Source organism: Rhizobium moroccans (assembly GCF_057559155.1).
In genome coordinates this window covers 1-15,397 of the sequence record NZ_JBHFJG010000052.1, presented here as the reverse complement: position 1 = coordinate 15,397, position 15,397 = coordinate 1, and the positions used below count along the sequence as shown (strand labels likewise).

At 60.7% G+C, this 15,397-nt stretch carries 16 protein-coding genes and 2 tRNA genes; 7 read left to right on the top strand and 11 right to left on the bottom strand.

Annotated elements, in window-relative coordinates:
• Positions 1-79 precede the first annotated feature (79 nt).
• The 5 genes from ACE04I_RS25340 to ACE04I_RS25320 all read right to left on the bottom strand — a co-directional run bounded on the left by ACE04I_RS25340 (position 80) and on the right by ACE04I_RS25320 (position 6,034).
• Entirely contained in the window at positions 80-2,911 is a 2,832-nt protein-coding gene (locus ACE04I_RS25340) for a valine--tRNA ligase (RefSeq protein ID WP_046797221.1), read from the bottom strand.
• Positions 2,912-3,030: 119 nt separating this feature from the next.
• Positions 3,031-3,849 carry a PopZ family protein gene (locus ACE04I_RS25335; RefSeq protein WP_046797222.1) on the bottom strand — a complete coding sequence of 273 codons (819 nt, stop codon included), beginning with the start codon at positions 3,847-3,849 and terminating at the stop codon, positions 3,031-3,033.
• Positions 3,850-4,073: 224 nt separating this feature from the next.
• Positions 4,074-4,724 carry a protein-L-isoaspartate O-methyltransferase family protein gene (locus ACE04I_RS25330; RefSeq protein ID WP_487207751.1) on the bottom strand — a complete coding sequence of 217 codons (651 nt, stop codon included), beginning with the start codon at positions 4,722-4,724 and terminating at the stop codon, positions 4,074-4,076.
• Positions 4,725-5,271: 547 nt separating this feature from the next.
• A tRNA-Cys gene (locus tag ACE04I_RS25325) sits at positions 5,272-5,345 on the bottom strand.
• Between the two features lie 107 nt (positions 5,346-5,452).
• On the bottom strand, positions 5,453-6,034 hold the full coding sequence (locus ACE04I_RS25320) for a hypothetical protein (protein ID WP_046795196.1): 582 nt from the start codon (positions 6,032-6,034) through the stop codon (positions 5,453-5,455).
• A 199-nt stretch (positions 6,035-6,233) separates the two neighbouring features.
• On the opposite strand from ACE04I_RS25320, the gene ACE04I_RS25315 reads away from it, so the two are divergent.
• Positions 6,234-6,491 carry a DUF982 domain-containing protein gene (locus ACE04I_RS25315; RefSeq protein ID WP_046795197.1) on the top strand — a complete coding sequence of 86 codons (258 nt, stop codon included), beginning with the start codon at positions 6,234-6,236 and terminating at the stop codon, positions 6,489-6,491.
• A 26-nt stretch (positions 6,492-6,517) separates the two neighbouring features.
• On the opposite strand, the gene ACE04I_RS25310 is transcribed toward ACE04I_RS25315, so the two are convergent.
• Entirely contained in the window at positions 6,518-6,832 is a 315-nt protein-coding gene (locus ACE04I_RS25310) for a hypothetical protein (RefSeq protein WP_046795536.1), read from the bottom strand.
• Positions 6,833-7,322: 490 nt separating this feature from the next.
• On the opposite strand from ACE04I_RS25310, the gene ACE04I_RS25305 reads away from it, so the two are divergent.
• Positions 7,323-7,964, top strand: a complete 642-nt coding sequence (locus ACE04I_RS25305) for an exopolysaccharide biosynthesis protein (protein WP_046795537.1) — start codon at positions 7,323-7,325, stop codon at positions 7,962-7,964.
• Between the two features lie 32 nt (positions 7,965-7,996).
• On the opposite strand, the gene ACE04I_RS25300 is transcribed toward ACE04I_RS25305, so the two are convergent.
• The gene (locus tag ACE04I_RS25300; RefSeq protein WP_137326500.1) at positions 7,997-8,278 is read right to left on the bottom strand and encodes a hypothetical protein; all 282 of its coding nucleotides are present in this window, start codon (positions 8,276-8,278) and stop codon (positions 7,997-7,999) included.
• Between the two features lie 157 nt (positions 8,279-8,435).
• On the opposite strand from ACE04I_RS25300, the gene ACE04I_RS25295 reads away from it, so the two are divergent.
• Positions 8,436-8,510: transfer RNA gene (locus ACE04I_RS25295), tRNA-Asn, on the top strand.
• A gap of 181 nt (positions 8,511-8,691) precedes the next feature.
• Here the strand turns inward: ACE04I_RS25295 and ACE04I_RS25290 are convergent.
• Complete coding sequence (locus ACE04I_RS25290) at positions 8,692-10,527, bottom strand: aminopeptidase P family protein (RefSeq protein WP_046795199.1); 1,836 nt, start codon at positions 10,525-10,527, stop codon at positions 8,692-8,694.
• 258 nt (positions 10,528-10,785) lie between these two features.
• Here ACE04I_RS25290 and ACE04I_RS25285 point away from each other — a divergent pair, with 258 nt between their 5' ends.
• Positions 10,786-10,959 (top strand): hypothetical protein, encoded by a 174-nt coding sequence (locus tag ACE04I_RS25285; RefSeq protein WP_046795200.1) that lies wholly within the window; start codon positions 10,786-10,788, stop codon positions 10,957-10,959.
• Between the two features lie 205 nt (positions 10,960-11,164).
• Here ACE04I_RS25285 and ACE04I_RS25280 read toward each other — a convergent pair whose 3' ends face one another.
• From ACE04I_RS25280 to ACE04I_RS25270, 3 genes are all read right to left on the bottom strand, one after another.
• Positions 11,165-12,043, bottom strand: coding sequence for a 50S ribosomal protein L11 methyltransferase (locus ACE04I_RS25280; RefSeq protein ID WP_046795201.1), 879 nt, complete (start codon positions 12,041-12,043; stop codon positions 11,165-11,167).
• A 65-nt stretch (positions 12,044-12,108) separates the two neighbouring features.
• The gene (locus tag ACE04I_RS25275) at positions 12,109-12,708 is read right to left on the bottom strand and encodes an SCO family protein (protein ID WP_046795538.1); all 600 of its coding nucleotides are present in this window, start codon (positions 12,706-12,708) and stop codon (positions 12,109-12,111) included.
• Positions 12,709-12,835: 127 nt separating this feature from the next.
• Positions 12,836-12,994, bottom strand: a complete 159-nt coding sequence (locus tag ACE04I_RS25270) for a hypothetical protein (protein WP_156176958.1) — start codon at positions 12,992-12,994, stop codon at positions 12,836-12,838.
• A gap of 337 nt (positions 12,995-13,331) precedes the next feature.
• Here ACE04I_RS25270 and ACE04I_RS25265 point away from each other — a divergent pair, with 337 nt between their 5' ends.
• The 3 genes from ACE04I_RS25265 to ACE04I_RS25255 all read left to right on the top strand — a co-directional run.
• Positions 13,332-13,799 (top strand): chemotaxis protein CheW, encoded by a 468-nt coding sequence (locus tag ACE04I_RS25265; RefSeq protein ID WP_046795202.1) that lies wholly within the window; start codon positions 13,332-13,334, stop codon positions 13,797-13,799.
• A 193-nt stretch (positions 13,800-13,992) separates the two neighbouring features.
• Positions 13,993-14,319, top strand: coding sequence for a hypothetical protein (locus ACE04I_RS25260; protein ID WP_046795203.1), 327 nt, complete (start codon positions 13,993-13,995; stop codon positions 14,317-14,319).
• 146 nt (positions 14,320-14,465) lie between these two features.
• Positions 14,466-15,397, top strand: a 932-nt coding sequence (locus tag ACE04I_RS25255; protein WP_487207739.1) for an FAD-binding dehydrogenase, incomplete at its 3' end; no start/stop codon positions are given.

The following is a 15,397-nucleotide window of genomic DNA, read 5'->3' as shown; positions in this document are numbered from 1 at the left end:
CCCCCCCCCCCCCCCCCCCCCCCCGAACTTCTTCGATCCGTATGGAGATCGCCGGAACCGGTCAGCTCCGGCTGAAGGCTCAGCCGGCTTCGCTCACTCTTGCATGCGCGGTCCTGAGGCTGGCGAGCTGAACCTCCAGCTCCGTGAAGCGTTCCCGCTCGGCCGCGACGACTTCCGGATCGGCATTCGCGACGAATTTCTCGTTCGCCAGCTTCTTGGCCACCCGCTCCATCTCGGCTTCCGCCTTGCCGATCGCCTTTTCGATGCGGGCCTTTTCCGCCGCCAGATCGATAAGGCTGCCGAGCGGCAGGCATGCCGTCGCCTCGCCAACGACGATCTGCGCTGCTCCCTTGGGAGCGGTCTTGGCAAGTTCGACGTTTTCGACACGCGCAAGCCTGCGGATTGCCGGCTCATGCCGGACGAGGCGGCTCTGCGTCAGCTCGTTGGCGCCGACGACGACAAGCGGCGCCACGGCCGAAGGCGGCACGTTCATCTCCGCACGGGCGGAACGCAGGCCGGAAACCAGATCGATGAGCCAGTTGATCTCATCGGCAGCCGCCGCATCCTCGAACTCCGGTTCGGGCCAATCCGCATGGCAAAGCAGTGTCGCACGCGACGCCGTGTGCTCCCAAAGCTCTTCCGTCATGAAGGGCATGAAGGGATGGAGGAGCTTGTACGTCTCTTCCAGCACATAGGCGGTGCACGCCTGTGCCTCCGCCTTCGCCTTTTCATCTCCACCGGAGAAGATCGGCTTCAGGAGCTCCAGATACCAGTCGCAGACCTGGTTCCACACGAAGCGATAGAGCGAACCGGCGGCGTCGTTGAAGCGCTGCGTTTCGATCGCGGTGGTCGCTTCGCGAATGGTTTTCGAAAGTTCCGTCAATATCCAGCGGTTGACGGTGAGCGTCGCGGTCTCGGGAATGAATTTCGGATCACGCTTGACGCCGTTCATCTCCGCGAAACGCGTCGCGTTCCAGAGTTTTGTTCCGAAATTGCGGTAGCCGGCGATACGGGCAGGATCGAGCTTCACGTCCCTGCCCTGCGCCGCCATGATGGCAAGCGTGAAGCGGAGCGCGTCAGCGCCGTATTCGTCGATCAGTTCGAGCGGGTCGATAACATTGCCCTTCGACTTCGACATCTTCTGGCCGTTCTTGTCGCGAACCAGCGCATGGATGTACACCGTGTGGAAAGGCTCCACAGGGTTGCCCTCCTCATCCTTCATGAAATGCAGGCCCATCTGCATCATGCGGACCACCCAGAACGGAATGATGTCGAAGCCGGTCACGAGGATGCTGGTCGGATAGTAGCGGGCGAGTTCCGGCGTCTGGTCCGGCCAACCCATTGTCGAGAAGGGCCAGAGCGCTGAGGAGAACCAGGTATCGAGCACATCCTCGTCACGGGTGAGGATCTCGCCGGGCTTGAAGTTCTCGATCTTCTCCTGAACCCAGACCTTCCATGGCCCCTCATGTGCGAGATAGTGCTGGATGGCGGCCTCGAGCGCCTCTTCCTCGCTCTTCTCCACGAAGACCTGGCCGTCCGGGCCATACCAGGCCGGAATCTGGTGTCCCCACCAGAGCTGGCGGGAAATGCACCACGGCTGGATGTTCTCCATCCACTGGAAGTAGGTATTTTCCCAGTTCTTCGGCACGAACTTGGTGCGGCCTTCTCGAACCGATGCGATCGCAGGCTTTGCGAGCGTCTTGTTGTCGACCCACCATTGCTCGGTCAAGCGCGGCTCGATCGGCACGCCGCCGCGGTCGCCATGCGGGACCGCATGCGTGTGCGGCTCGATCTTGTCGAGCAGGCCGGCTTCCTCGAAGATTTCGACGATGATCTTGCGCGCCGTGAAACGGTCCTGGCCTTCCAGCCGATCCCAGGCGCCGTGCAACGCGGCGGGATGATCGAGGCCCTCGAGGAAATCCTCGTTGTCCTTGATGGTGATCGTGCCGTCGATATTCATGATGTTGATTGCGCGGAGACCCGTCCGCTTGCCGACATCGAAATCGTTGAAATCGTGGGCGGGCGTGATCTTCACCGCGCCGGTGCCTGCCGTCGGGTCGGCATACGTGTCCGCGACGATCGGAATCTTGCGGCCGACGATCGGCAGGATGACATGCTTGCCGATAATGCCCTTGTAACGTTCGTCATCCGGGTTCACCGCCACGCCCGTATCGCCGAGCATGGTTTCCGGGCGTGTGGTCGCGACGACCAGATAGTCGCGCGTTTCCCACTCCGTCGGCTTGCCGTCTTCATTGAAGGCGATCGGATACTGATAGGTGACGCCCTTTTCCAGCGGGTAGCGCAGGTGCCAGAGATTGCCCTTGATCTCGATCTGCTCGACTTCCATGTCGGAAATCGCGGTGAGCAGTTTCGGATCCCAATTAACGAGGCGCTTGTCCTTATAGATCAGGCCTTCCTTGTAGAGACTGACGAAGACTTCCAGAACGGCTTCCGACAGGCCCTCGTCCATGGTGAAGCGTTCGCGCGACCAGTCGCAGGAGGCGCCCAGGCGCTTCAACTGGTTGAAGATGAGGCCACCGGATTCCGCCTTCCATTCCCAGACCTTCTCGATGAAGGCCTCACGGCCCATCGCGCGGCGACCGGGAAGCTGACGTTCCATCAACTGCCGCTCGACCACCATCTGCGTGGCGATGCCGGCATGGTCCATGCCCGGCTGCCACAGGACGTCCTTGCCGCGCATGCGCTCGAAGCGGACCAGGATGTCCTGGAGCGTGTTGTTGAGCGCGTGGCCCATGTGCAGAGAGCCGGTCACGTTCGGCGGCGGGATCACGATCGAGAAGCTTTCCGCACCCGGCTTGGCATTGGCGCCGGCGCGGAAGGCCTCGGCCTCGTCCCAGGCGGCGGCGATCTTCGGTTCTACGGTTGCGGAATCATAGGTCTTTTCGAGCATTTCCTGCCCCGGTTCTGTTCTTTGAGAGGTATCGCGGTGTAAATAGGATGGGTTGTTCCAAGTCAATAAAAAAGCCGCCGGGAACACCCAGGCGGCTCTTGCCTTCGGTCAAGAGGAAATCAGCGGCGGGAACCGCGCGCCACGCGCTCGATTTCCTCGCGCACCAGACGCTCGACCAGCGTCGGCAGATTATCGTCCAGCCATTCCTGCAGCATCGGACGCAGCATCTCGCTGGCCATCTCCTCCAGCGAGCGCCTCTCTATGCCGTCGAACACGGCTGCCAGTTCGCTGAACGAGCGGGCGACCTGCGCGCCGGCCTCCGCGGAGATCAGGCCGGCGGCACTCTCGATCCTGGCGGGCAGGCTTTTTTGCTCGGGTGCTGAGGCAAAACGCGGCTCCGGCCGCCGCTCCTGCATCTCCGGCTCCAGCTCCATCCTCGCTTGAACCTGGTAGGCCGACGGTTCGGCGATCGGCGCCCTTGTCGGCTGGACGGCTGGAGCAGGCTGCGATGCAGCCGCATCACGCAGTTCCAGCAGGCGGGCGACGGCCGATGGCGCCGGTCGTTCGGCGGCAGGAGGCGGAGCAAGGGGCGCAGACGCGGATGCCGGACGGGCAGTGGCAATTTCCTGCTGGCGTACCGAAGCGGCACGAACGCGGGCCGCGACATCGGCAAGAGACATGGATTTTTCCGCGGAGGCAGCCGGCTCATCCGCCCCCATCATCGACCGGTGACGCGGCTCGCCGGGATCGTTCGCCGGCATTTCGGGCGCGTAATTGACGCCCTCCTCGGCGTCCTCGATCTCTTCCTCCGCATAGACCGGAGGAAGCGGCCCGGAAAAAGCACCCTCGCCCACCGGCTCGTTGCTCTCGATGATCCTGCGGATGGAGGCCAGGATCTCTTCCATGGAGGGTTCACGCACTACATTTGGCTGCGCCATATCAATCCCCTATTGCCGCATCGGGTCCGAAGTCCGCCGAAACTCGAATCAACATAAGTTTACGGCAGCGGCGCAGAGACACAATTGCAGCCGGGTCAATGGCTTGTGCGATACACAGATTTGTTTCGACAGCGAGTCCCGAGGGCAACACCGCCAAAAGAAAGAGCCGGACAAAAGCCCGGCCCGCATCCATTTCTCAAGCGCTGCTTCAGGAGCAGAATGGCTTAAAAGACGAATTCCTTCGCCTTCTGGAAGCCCGGAAGCGGCTTGACCGATGCATTGAAATGCACGCCTTCCGACACGACGCCCTGCTCGCGCACGAAGAGCTTCGCCCGCGCCGCATTGCCATAGCCCACCACGGCGACCAGCCGGCCACCATCCCGAAGCTGATCCATGAGGGAGGCCGGGATTTCCTCGACGGCGCCATTGATGAAAATCAGGTCGTAGGGCGCTTCCGCCGCATACCCCTTATCGAGATCGCTCGTCACGACCGCGACATTGTCATATCCGAGACGGGCCAGCGTTTCGGTCGCCTGGGAAGCCAGGGCCTCGTCCTTTTCCAGCGACACGACCGAGCCGGCAATCAGCGACAGGACCGCCGCCGCATATCCGGTACCGGCGCCGATCTCCAGCACGACATCTTCCTTGCCGATCGCGCCGAGCTGCAGAAGCTTGGCGAGCGGCGATGCCTCCATCAGGTATCGGCCGGGAGCGATTTCGATATCGGTATCGATATAGGCGAGCGGTTTCGCCGCGGCGGGCACGAATTCCTCGCGCGGCACCGTATAGAAAGCCCGCAGCAGCGAATGCGACGTGACATCCGTCGTGCGGATCTGGTTGTCGACCATCTTCGTTCGTGCTGCTTCGAAATCCATCATGTCCGTCGTCCCAAACCACCGGCGCTCTTCGCCGAATTCATGCGTCCTCGTCTTACTGGCGAGGCGCAACGCTTTCAATGCAAAAAACGCCAAGAGTGGCTCGGGAGAGGTGATAATCCGCTATCGAAGCGGCGAAACCCGCTTTGTGGAAAGGCCGGCGCATCGGTCGTCCTTCCTTGTGTCGACGGTAGCGTTGCCCTGCACGCCGGAGTTCGGAACGCAATCGAAACTTCCCTTGGCGACTAGTCCCTTCCGTTTAGCCCGTAGGGACAAATTGCTTCTCTGCCCGTACAGGATCATCATCATCCTTGGGACCGGGTGGGTCTCAAATGGGGGTGTGAGCGGCTGGGAGATCGAATAGGCCAGCCGCTCACGGTTTTTTGGGGGCCCTGCACGTTTTCCGCACTCTCCGAATCCGCCCGAGCACCAACTCCAGCATCGCCGATCAGGGTCAGAGCCGGCCCGCGCCGAGCAGGATTTCGGCCGCGATTGGAGATCGCTTGATCTCGCCCGCTGCCGGGAGAACAATGAAAAAGAAGGAAGATGGAGGCCTCGCCGAGAATCGAACTCGGGTGCAAGGATTTGCAGTCCTCTGCGTCACCACTCCGCCACGAGGCCGTCCGATGCTGTAAAAAGCGAGTGGTGGCCGGGCATTAGAACGAATCTACAATGTGCGCAATACCCTTCGTCCGGAACCCGATCTTTTTTGTGAACAGCCGCTCGAATTATGGGAGCTCGAAAGGCGGAAATGGAATGGGAAAATCCCTGCCGTAGTCGAATTCCTCAATAACGTTCTGTAAGCCCCATGGACCAGGGGTACTCGCATCAAATCGGCGAAGCGTTCTGGTAAAGCGGCCGTCTTCCTTGCCTATCCATATCTCCGTGTATGCCGATTTTTTGCCGCGCCTCCAATGTCCTCGGAAATGTTTCGACGGGATGCGGTAGACGACCTCGTCTTCCAACTGTCGGCAATCCCAAATGACAGGGCCGGCAGCGGTCATGGTCGTAAGGAAAGGACGCGGTGCCTCCCTCCACGGCTTATCAAAGAAGCGAGAATAGATGCGTTCGTCCGCGAATTTTTCCAAGCCGATATATGTTTCCACGCCGTTAGATCTCAGCTCGTAGAACCTTCTTATGTATCTCCCGGAGTTGGCCGTTCGCATATAAGCGCGGTTGACCTCTTCGCAGGCCGGATTTTCACCAACTTGACGGGAATCTGCGCCATGTGTGCGCGGATCATCGAAATTCGCAAAGACAGGAGCGGGCTGCAGAAGAGCAAGAACAAGCGGAAAAATCAGCTTTCTCATGTGGCTTCCGGGAATCAGGCGGGATCACAACCTATCCGATAGCACATCCATATCCCTGCGCTAGTTGCATTCTGCAGCGCTGGAATATTTCCCTTTGACGAGACGCAGCGATCCTTTCCTGCCCGCCTCAGAAAAATATCCCCGCGCCATCGGAACCAAACGCTCTGCTGGATGTTCTCGACGCCGACAGGGTAGCGATATGAACATCATCCAAGACAATCATGAAATCCGCTGGAGCCGGCCGGTTCGCGTGCAGGTCGGCTATGGATTTCCGGAAAAAGTGCATGGGCCGAGGGAGGCGCTCGACTACCTGACCCATCGATGGCCGGTACGCGAAGGCACCTATTATCTCAAGGCATTGAAGGAATGCGCCGCCTCGCTGCAGAGGCGGATGCCCCTGGAACGGGTGCGGCGGACCTTTGTCCTGGCAAGCATAGAGGCCAGGATGCTGGGGTAAGATCAAGAAGCGGCCCTCTTGCGCCGCTACTCCCGACCAACCCGCGTGAGTGCAGGCGGCTCAGCGGGCCAGTAGATGTCGGACCGGAAATCGGCGGGAATGCGCGACAGCCTAGAAATCGCCTCGGCAACATAGCGGATCTGCATGACGACATATTGCACGTCACGCGGCACCGGCAGGCCCGTCGCGGTCTCGCGATTGCGCCATTTCTGGTATCCGGTCGCGCCTATCCGACGCTCGGCTTCCCTCAGCACGTCTTGCAGGCCCGGCAGGGAGCCGTTCTCTCTTTCGGCAGGCGCCGTATCCTCGGCCAACCCACCCTGAATCACTGTGAACTTCATATCCGCCCTCATTACCGGGGGAAATGTAGTGATTCTCGGCCGGCCCTGCCAGCGCTGTACGGCCGGAAGGCCGTGCCCATTTTGAAATTGTGGCGGAACTGTGTTACCTTGGTTGCGTTGTAGGCGAGAGGAGTCGCCACTCAACGTTTCATGAGGTCAAGAGGAGACCGTCATGCAGCATTACTTGGATTTTCTGACCGCGCTCAATCCGTTCGTGCTCGCCATATTGCTGGTGGTGCTGGCTTGTGGCGTCTATGACCATTGGATGCAGCCCAAGTAGCCGAAAGGTCGAGCTGCATCGATTGAGAAGACAGCCTACCTTCCGGTGGGGCCATTTTCCTTTGCTCATCCGCTGAATGCTGTTAAGCATCCCTTCCGCGCCGCACCTTGCGAGGCAAGAAGAGTGGCCGGTCTCGAATCAGCATGCGGGCATGGAAACCATCCTGAGTTTCACCAGCCCCGCGACGGCAAAATAATGCGGAGCGAGCCTTTGAATAATGCCTTTCACTTCCAGGACACCTCTTCTTCGCTGAGCGGCACGCTTCGGCGGCTGATCGACGGGATCAGGGGACAATCGGTTACCTTGAGAGATTTGATGGAGGCGGTCGGCGAACAGGGGCTGCTGCTCGTCTGCGCCATCGCCTCCCTGCCCTTTCTCATCCCCGTTTCGATCCCCGGCGTCAGCACGGTTTTCGGCGCCGCTATCATCCTGATCAGCGTGGCGATCACCCTGAACCGCCTGCCCTGGCTTCCGACCCGGATTCTCGACAGGAAGCTCGACACGAACAAGCTCGTGCCGGCGCTGGAAAAAGGCCTCGGCATCGTTTCGCGGCTCGACCGTTTTCTGAAGCCGCGCCTTTCGGCATTGACGGCCGGTGGCGTTACGAACCGCATCAACGGATTGGCGATCGCCGCGGCCGGCGTGCTCCTGATGTTTCCGCTCGGACTGGTGCCTTTTTCCAATACCCTTCCGGGAATAGCTATCCTGCTTCTATCGACCGGCATGATCCAGCGCGATGGGCTGATCGTGCTGGGCGGCTATGTCTTCATCGCCATTACGGTGATCTATTTCGCGGTGCTCGGCTACATGGCCTACAGCGCCGGCCAGGGGCTCATGGGCCTGATGGGCTGAGCCGGCCACCCTCTCCGGCCACCTGTGCGCCGTCAGTTCTTTCTCTGACGGCGCCTTGCCCACCAGAGCCCGACGCGGCGGCGCATCCGGCGAACCATGGGCAGATCATGCGAGAGTATGATGAAGCCGAGCGGCAGCATCCAGAATCCCAGCACCGGCAGAAAACCCAGCGCCCCTCCGAAAATCAGCAGGAGACCGGTACCGATCCGGCCGGCGCGTGAACGGGGAAGTGGAATCCGCCAGGTTCCGAAAGCCAGTTCGCGCGTTTTCGGGTCCACGCCGAATCTGCGGGCATTCTGGTCATTTGCGGCCAACAGTTATCCTTTCGGGTGTCTGGTCATCATGTCTGCCGTGGAGATGGGGCTCAAAAGTGGATAAAACAAGCGACGGCATTTTTTTTGCAAAAACCGCTTGGCAAAACCCAAAAGCATAAGTATTACCCCCCGCACACGCCGCGGCAGACGCGGATGGTCCCTGGTAGCTCAGCGGTAGAGCACTCGACTGTTAATCGATAGGTCGTCGGTTCGAATCCGACCCGGGGAGCCAGTTTTTCCAGCCAGATAGCTGATATTGTTGCAGGAGTTGGATCACCGATCCAGCTCCTTAATTTTTTCCGCCTGCACTTCGGATATTGGCGCAAAAAGAAACCCCGCCAGCAGATGACGGGGTTTTCCTTACGCAGTCCCAGGACAGCTCGCCGCAGACAGTTGCCCACAGCGTGTTAGCGTCATGCTCCAAGCGGCTCGGTCGCCTGGATGAGCCATTCGCGAACGGCCTCGTTCTCGATCAGCGGCAACAGCTTTTCGCGCGTCTGGGCGTGATAGTCATCGAACCAGGAAAGCTCCTCGTCGGTCAGCAGTTCCGGCAGCACGAGGCGCCGGTCGATCGGGCACCAGGTCAGCGTCTCGAAGGAGCGCATCGGCTGGTCGCCGCCCTCGATCTCCTCCGTTTCACGTACATAGACGAGGTTTTCGATCCGGATGCCGTAGGCGCCCGGACGATAATAGCCCGGCTCGTTGGAAAGAATCATGCCGGGCAGCAGTTCCTGCGTGGAAAGCCGCGAAATGCGCTGCGGCCCCTCGTGGACGGAAAGATAGGAGCCCACCCCGTGGCCGGTTCCGTGTGCAAAATCGCCACCCGCCTTCCAGAGCGCGATGCGGGCAAGCGGATCGAGATCGCAGCCTCGCGTACCCTTCGGGAAGCGTGCCGTGCTTATGGCGATCATGCCCTTCAGAACCAGGGTGAAGAAGCGTTTGCGCTCGGGCGGCACCGCGCCGATCGCCACGGTGCGCGTGATGTCGGTGGTGCCGTTGATATATTGGGCGCCCGAATCGATGAGGAAAAGCTCGCCGGCATTGATCAGCCGGTCCGTCTCCGTCGTTACCCGATAATGCATGATGGCGGCATGCTCGCCGGCGCCGGAAATCGTATCGAAGGAAATGTCGCGCAGCGGGTTCTGCATGCTCTGACCGACGCGCACGCGCGTGGCCTCCAGCGCCTTCACCGCCTGGATTTCCGTCACCTTTCCGGGCTGCTGCTGGTCGAGCCAGCAGAGGAATTCGACCATGGCGGCACCATCCTGCAGATGCGCCTGGCTCGATCCCTCGAGCTCCGTCTTGTTCTTGCAGGCTCGCGCCAGCTTGGCGGGATCGCTCGTCTCAATGACTTCGCCGCCGGCCGATTTGATTGCCGTGATCAGCGCAAACGGTGCGAGATCGGGATCGACCATTATCCGACCGCCATCCGCCGCGACGCGAGAAAGCCGCGCGGCAAACTCCTCCGGCTGGCGCTGCACCGCGAGCTGAGCCAGATAGGCGGCGCTCTCGATGCCCGTTTTCAGCTGGTCGAGGAAGATTTCCGGCTTGCCTTCCGCCGGAATGATGGCGCGCGACAAGGGGTGAGGCGTGTGCGGCACGTCATCGCCACGGATATTGAATATCCAAGCCACAGACGAGGGATCGGTGATCAGAACGGCCGAAGCCTCCTTCTCCCTCACCAGCGAGACGATTTCGGCGATCTTGTCCTTGGCGAGCTTGCCCGCATGCTCTTCCTTCTGGATAGCGACCGGGCCAAGCGGTTCGGCCGGACGATCGCTCCAGAGCTGGTCGACCGGATTGGCGGGAAGGAGGACGAGCGAGCCGCCGATCCCGACCAGCGCCTTTTCCAGCTTGCGCACCTCGGCCGGCGAATGCAGCCAGGGATCGATACCGAGCCGGAAACCCTTCGCGGCGTTCTTCGGCAGCCAGATATGCGGTGGCTCGTTGACGAGGTCGCCGCCGGTGAAGACCGTTCCGTCCACCTGCTCGGCAAGCTGGGTCACGTAACGTCCATCGACGAAGACGATCGCCTGGCTATGGGTGATCAGCGCCACGCCGGCCGAACCTGTAAAGCCGGTGAGCCACGAGAGCCGCTCGGCCGAGGCCGGTACGTATTCGCCCTGATATTCGTCGGCGCGCGGCACGAGGAAACCATCGATGCCGAGATCGGCAAACCGCCCACGCAAAGCCGTGACCCGTTCGCGGCCGAATTGCGGGGAGGATTTCGTTTCGAAAGACTGGAACATGGCTTTATCCGGAAAGAGATGACGATTCCGCAGGAGGGATGATCCTCACGTTAGCCTATTTCCCGGCCCGGAGGCCAGCCGCCTGAAATGCCGCCGGTTTGTGCAAGTGCTAACAACAGGTGATGCGTTGATCGGCAGCCTATGCGCTGAATGCATAACACCTTTGATATCAGCCCCCTCACTGAGCGCCTCGGAAACTCATATATTCACATCATCGAACGGGCGCCGAACAAGGCCCGTCATCAAAGGAACAACCCGATGGCCAACTCTTTCTTCCGCAATGCCTTCCAGCGCGTTGTCGAGGCACGTGAACGTCAGGCCAGCCGCTACGTCAACGGCGCTCTTCTCAGCCTCGACGACGAGACGTTGAAGGGCCTCGGCACCAGCCGTGAAGAACTGCGCCGCAAGGGCGTATCCAGCTACGTGTTCTGATCTCCTCCCCGGAAAGAAGCTCTCCTCCCAACCTCTTTCCGACGTCAGAATACGAGAGCCCGCTTGAGCGTCTCCTCCCTGGCTCGCGGGCACCGATCAGTCCAGAACTGGTCGCAAGGCGGTACCTTCGGGTGCCGCCTTTTTTCTTCTCGGAAGTCCATCGATATGCATCGTTCGCAATGCTGCATTGCGAAACGGTATCCGATCAGCCGTGACGCAGATGGATAGTCACCCAGCCGTTGCGCCAGATAGTCCTCACATGGCGAAGCCGGACGCCGTTATAGGCGGCGAGCACCTTCCAGCGCTGCCCTGCCAGGATGCCGGAAAGAATTACAGAACCGCCGGGCGCCAGATGCGAGGCAAGCTGCGGCGCCATCTTCATCAGCGGGCGCGCCAGGATATTGGCGATAATGAGGTCGAACGGACCTTCGCGGCGGAAGGCCGGGGAATGAAAGCCCGCCGCGGTTTCGAGCCGAAGACCGCTGGCGATACCGTTCCTCCGGACATTCTCGCGCGCGACGCGCACCGCCAGGGGATCTATGTCGGTCGCGAGAATCGGTATGTCCCTGATCTTTCTCAGCGCGATCGCCAGAACGCCACTGCCGGTGCCGAGGTCGAGCGCGTTGCGCACCTTGCGCCCGCGCACCACCTCCTCGATCATTTCCAGGCATCCGGCCGTCGTGCCGTGGTGGCCGGTGCCGAAAGCCTGGCCCGCATCGATCTCGATGGAAATATCGTTCGGCGCGACCTTGTCCCGATCATGAGACCCGTGGACGAGGAAGCGCCCTGCCCTTACGGGCTTCAACCCCTCCAGCGACCTGGCGATCCAGTCGACATCGGGGATGACCTCGCGTTCGATCGCCACATCCGGGAAGGCAGGCTGAAGGCCTTCGGCCATACGCCCGCGTACGATTTCCTCCTCGTCTGCCATCAGGTAGACGGAGGCTTCCCATATATCCTTCTTCTCATCCACCTCGGTGGTGGCGATCGCATAGTCTTCCTCGCCGAACACGCCGGAAAGAATATCGAGGATTTCGGCCGCGCCCTTTTCGGTGGCGGTGACGTACAGGCGGATTTCGCTCAAGGAGGTGGTCTTTCTTTATTCGGGCACGCCGGAGCATTGCCACAGAACCCCGCCCGCCTTCAAGATCAACCCTTGATCAGGTTCTCGAGCTTCTTGACCGCAATCTCGGAATTTTCCCCGTATGCGATAGTGCCGGCGAAACGCCCGCCTCCATCCAGCAAGAAAACGGAAGCCGTGTGGTCCATGGTGTAGTCGCCATTGGGCTCTTTCTCGTCCACCGGCACCTTCTTGGCATAGACCTTGAAGCCTTTGACCATCTCGGCGACCTTTTCCGGCGGACCGGAAATGCCGGTGACCCGATCGGTGACGTTGGAAATGTATTGTCCGAGAATTTCCGGCGTATCCCGTTCCGGATCGACGCTGACGAAATAGCCCTGCAAACGGGTGCCATCCGGATCGACCTGCCTCATCCAGCCGTTAAGCTCGAAGAGCGTCGTCGGGCAAACTTCCGGACAATGCGTGAAGCCGAAAAAGAGCGCTGTCGGCTTGCCGCGAAACGCCTCTTCCGAAATCGGCTGTCCGTTCTGTGCCACAAGCTGGAACGGAACGCCGAACGGCGCCTCCGTCAATTGCTCCTTCGAGCGCGTCACCTCCAGGGTGAGCCAAGCGAGCACGCCCGCAAGCACGACGACAGCAGCCCAGAGGATCATGCGGAAGGTTTTCATGCCGTTTCTCTCGAAATCCTGCAACAGGAGATATCAAAGACAGTTCGCAGAGCGATACTCTCCGGCCGGCGAAGGCGCAAATCAATAAGACGCCTTCATATGGAACGCGCCAATTTGTCCCAGCGGCCTACATGCACCAGGAAAGCCCGCTTTCGGCAAGCGTCAGGAAAATGGAGGAACCGTGCTGAATCCAGCCGTAGAAAACAGCGCTGGACAGACCGAGGAACAGAGCAGCCCCCAGAAGGAAGAGCGGCAGGCGCGATTGGGATGTCAGTTCCTGTTCCATGAAACCATTCTAACCCTACGCAACGGGTGAGAAAAGCCCGGAAACGCAACGTCGATTAGCACAAGATTAATCTCTCTCTGAGAGCCTGTTTTCACGAAGTGGTTCGCGGGGTTGGCAGCATATTCTTCGGACATGGCCGCGATGCTGCGGTCGGGCGGCCCATGTTAAGCCGCTTTCCGTGCCCTCCCCACCAGGCCTCATGAAAAGGCCGGATGAACCTTCTCCAACATTCGTGTCTGGCTGCAAACGCGGAATCCCTGGCGGGTGTCGCGCAAGGCGCGCAGCGGTTGCCGGCAAAGACATGCGTATAGACAAAGACAACGGGAAGAGTTTTGACATGAGCAACGCCATCAAACAGTCCGGAGCCCACCTCGAGATCGTCTCCTTCCATCTCGGCGATCAGGAATTCTGCATCGACATCATGGCGATCCGCGAAATCCGCGGCTGGGCGCCCGTAACCCCGATGCCCCATACGCCTTCCTATGTGCTCGGCCTCATCAACCTGCGCGGCGCGGTGATCCCGGTCATCGACATGGCCTGCCGGCTCGGCATGAAGATGACCGAGCCCTCCGAGCGCTCCGCCATCATCGTCACCGACATCGCAGGAAAGCTGGTCGGACTGCTCGTCGAGCAGGTTTCCGACATGATGACGATCCGTAGCGAAGACCTGCAGCCGGCGCCGGAAATCATCCCCGAAGCGCAGCGCGCCTTCTGCCGCGGTATCGTGGCTCTCGAAAAGACGATGGTCTGCTTCCTCAATCTCGACACGGTCATCGCCGACGAACTGACCCGCGAAGCCGCCTGATTTTGCACCGCACAATATACATCACAACCTTCCGTCACACGCACACGTGGCGGAAGGTTAAATTATTGTAATCATTGCTCATTTGTAATCTTCTACAAGGAACTCAAAGCACGCTGCCGAGTTCTCCCGTCGCAAAACGCCCAACCGAACCGCTCAAAACTCTTCGGCTGGTTACGAAGATAGGAGAATGACCATGAAAAAGGCTTTTGCTCTTGCAGTCCTGCTGTCGGCCGCTTCGATCGGTGGCGCCTATGCGCGTGATATGGGCAGCGCCGCCGCCATGCCCGCCAACCATGTCAGCATCGTCTATACCAATCCCGAACAGGACGACAGCGCACGCATATTGGACGTACCCGATACCTTTATCCATCCCACCCGGGCTATGACCCAGGCAGCCCAGAGCGAAATCAGGAGCGACCGGGCGCTCCATGCTGAACTCGTCGATCATAACGTCCAGCTCAACAATGTCGTGGCGATCGACACGGCAGCAAATGGCGGCAAGATCGTCTACGTCCGCTGATCCGACCTTTCCGAACTTTTTCAAACAGGCCCGCATCGTCGGGCCTGTTTTCATGTCGGCCCCGTGAATTGACACCGGACACGCCCCATGGCTGTATCCGGCAACATGTCGCAACATTCGGGCTACGCTTTGGGAGGAGCGCTGGGGTGAGCGAAGCAGCCGATGCCATCATCGTGGGCGCGGGCCTTTCCGGGCTCGTCGCCGCAACCGAGCTCGTCGATGCCGGCCGCTCGGTCGTCATTCTCGATCAGGAACCGGAGCAAAACCTCGGCGGACAGGCATTCTGGTCGCTTGGCGGGCTCTTTCTGGTCGATTCGCCCGAACAGCGTCGCATGCGTATCCGCGACTCGTTCGATCTCGCATGGCAGGATTGGCTCGGCACGGCCGGTTTCGACCGGCCCGAGGACTATTGGCCGCGCGCCTGGGCGGAGGCTTACGTCGCCTTTGCGGCCGGCGAGAAGCGCGCCTGGCTGCGGCAGATGGGGCACCGCCTGTTTCCCGTGGTCGGCTGGGCGGAACGTGGCGGCTGGTCGGCCACGTCCCATGGCAATTCCGTGCCGCGCTTCCACATCACCTGGGGCACCGGCCCCGGCGTGGTCGAGCCATTCGAGAAGCGAGCCCGCGAAGCTGAGAGGGCTGGAAAGATCCGGTTCCTGTGGCGACACCGGGTCGATCGGCTTCTGGTGGAAGCAGGACAGGTAACCGGAGTTTCCGGCGCGCTGCTGGAGCCGAGCACCGCATTGCGAGGCGCGGAAAGCTCGAGAGTTGCCGTCGGGGATTTCGAACTCCGCGCCCAGGTGGTGATCGTCGCTTCGGGCGGCATCGGTGGCGACCAGGAGCTTGTCCGCGCCAACTGGCCGAAACGGCTCGGGCTACCGCCCGCGAACATGGTTTCCGGCGTGCCGAAGCATGTCGACGGCCGGATGATCGGCATTACGGAAGCAGCCGGGGGCCGCGTCATCAATCGCGACCGCATGTGGCACTATGTCGAGGGACTGAGAAACTGGAATCCCGTCTGGGAACGGCATGGCATCCGCATCCTGCCCGGCCCCTCCTCCATGTGGTTCGATGCGTCGGG

What these genes read in the sequence shown, in the direction of transcription:
- ACE04I_RS25275 (WP_046795538.1), bottom strand. Translation starts at nt 12,708, where the DNA reads ATGAAAACCTTCCGCATGATCCTCTGGGCTGCTGTCGTCGTGCTTGCG.
- ACE04I_RS25335 (WP_046797222.1), bottom strand. Translation starts at nt 3,849, where the DNA reads ATGGCGCAGCCAAATGTAGTGCGTGAACCCTCCATGGAAGAGATCCTG.
- ACE04I_RS25260 (WP_046795203.1), top strand. Translation starts at nt 13,993, where the DNA reads ATGAAAAAGGCTTTTGCTCTTGCAGTCCTGCTGTCGGCCGCTTCGATC.
- ACE04I_RS25290 (WP_046795199.1), bottom strand. Translation starts at nt 10,527, where the DNA reads ATGTTCCAGTCTTTCGAAACGAAATCCTCCCCGCAATTCGGCCGCGAA.
- ACE04I_RS25315 (WP_046795197.1), top strand. Translation starts at nt 6,234, where the DNA reads ATGAACATCATCCAAGACAATCATGAAATCCGCTGGAGCCGGCCGGTT.
- ACE04I_RS25340 (WP_046797221.1), bottom strand. Translation starts at nt 2,911, where the DNA reads ATGCTCGAAAAGACCTATGATTCCGCAACCGTAGAACCGAAGATCGCC.
- ACE04I_RS25270 (WP_156176958.1), bottom strand. Translation starts at nt 12,994, where the DNA reads ATGGAACAGGAACTGACATCCCAATCGCGCCTGCCGCTCTTCCTTCTG.
- ACE04I_RS25320 (WP_046795196.1), bottom strand. Translation starts at nt 6,034, where the DNA reads ATGAGAAAGCTGATTTTTCCGCTTGTTCTTGCTCTTCTGCAGCCCGCT.
- ACE04I_RS25265 (WP_046795202.1), top strand. Translation starts at nt 13,332, where the DNA reads ATGAGCAACGCCATCAAACAGTCCGGAGCCCACCTCGAGATCGTCTCC.
- ACE04I_RS25285 (WP_046795200.1), top strand. Translation starts at nt 10,786, where the DNA reads ATGGCCAACTCTTTCTTCCGCAATGCCTTCCAGCGCGTTGTCGAGGCA.
- ACE04I_RS25330 (WP_487207751.1), bottom strand. Translation starts at nt 4,724, where the DNA reads ATGGATTTCGAAGCAGCACGAACGAAGATGGTCGACAACCAGATCCGC.
- ACE04I_RS25310 (WP_046795536.1), bottom strand. Translation starts at nt 6,832, where the DNA reads ATGAAGTTCACAGTGATTCAGGGTGGGTTGGCCGAGGATACGGCGCCT.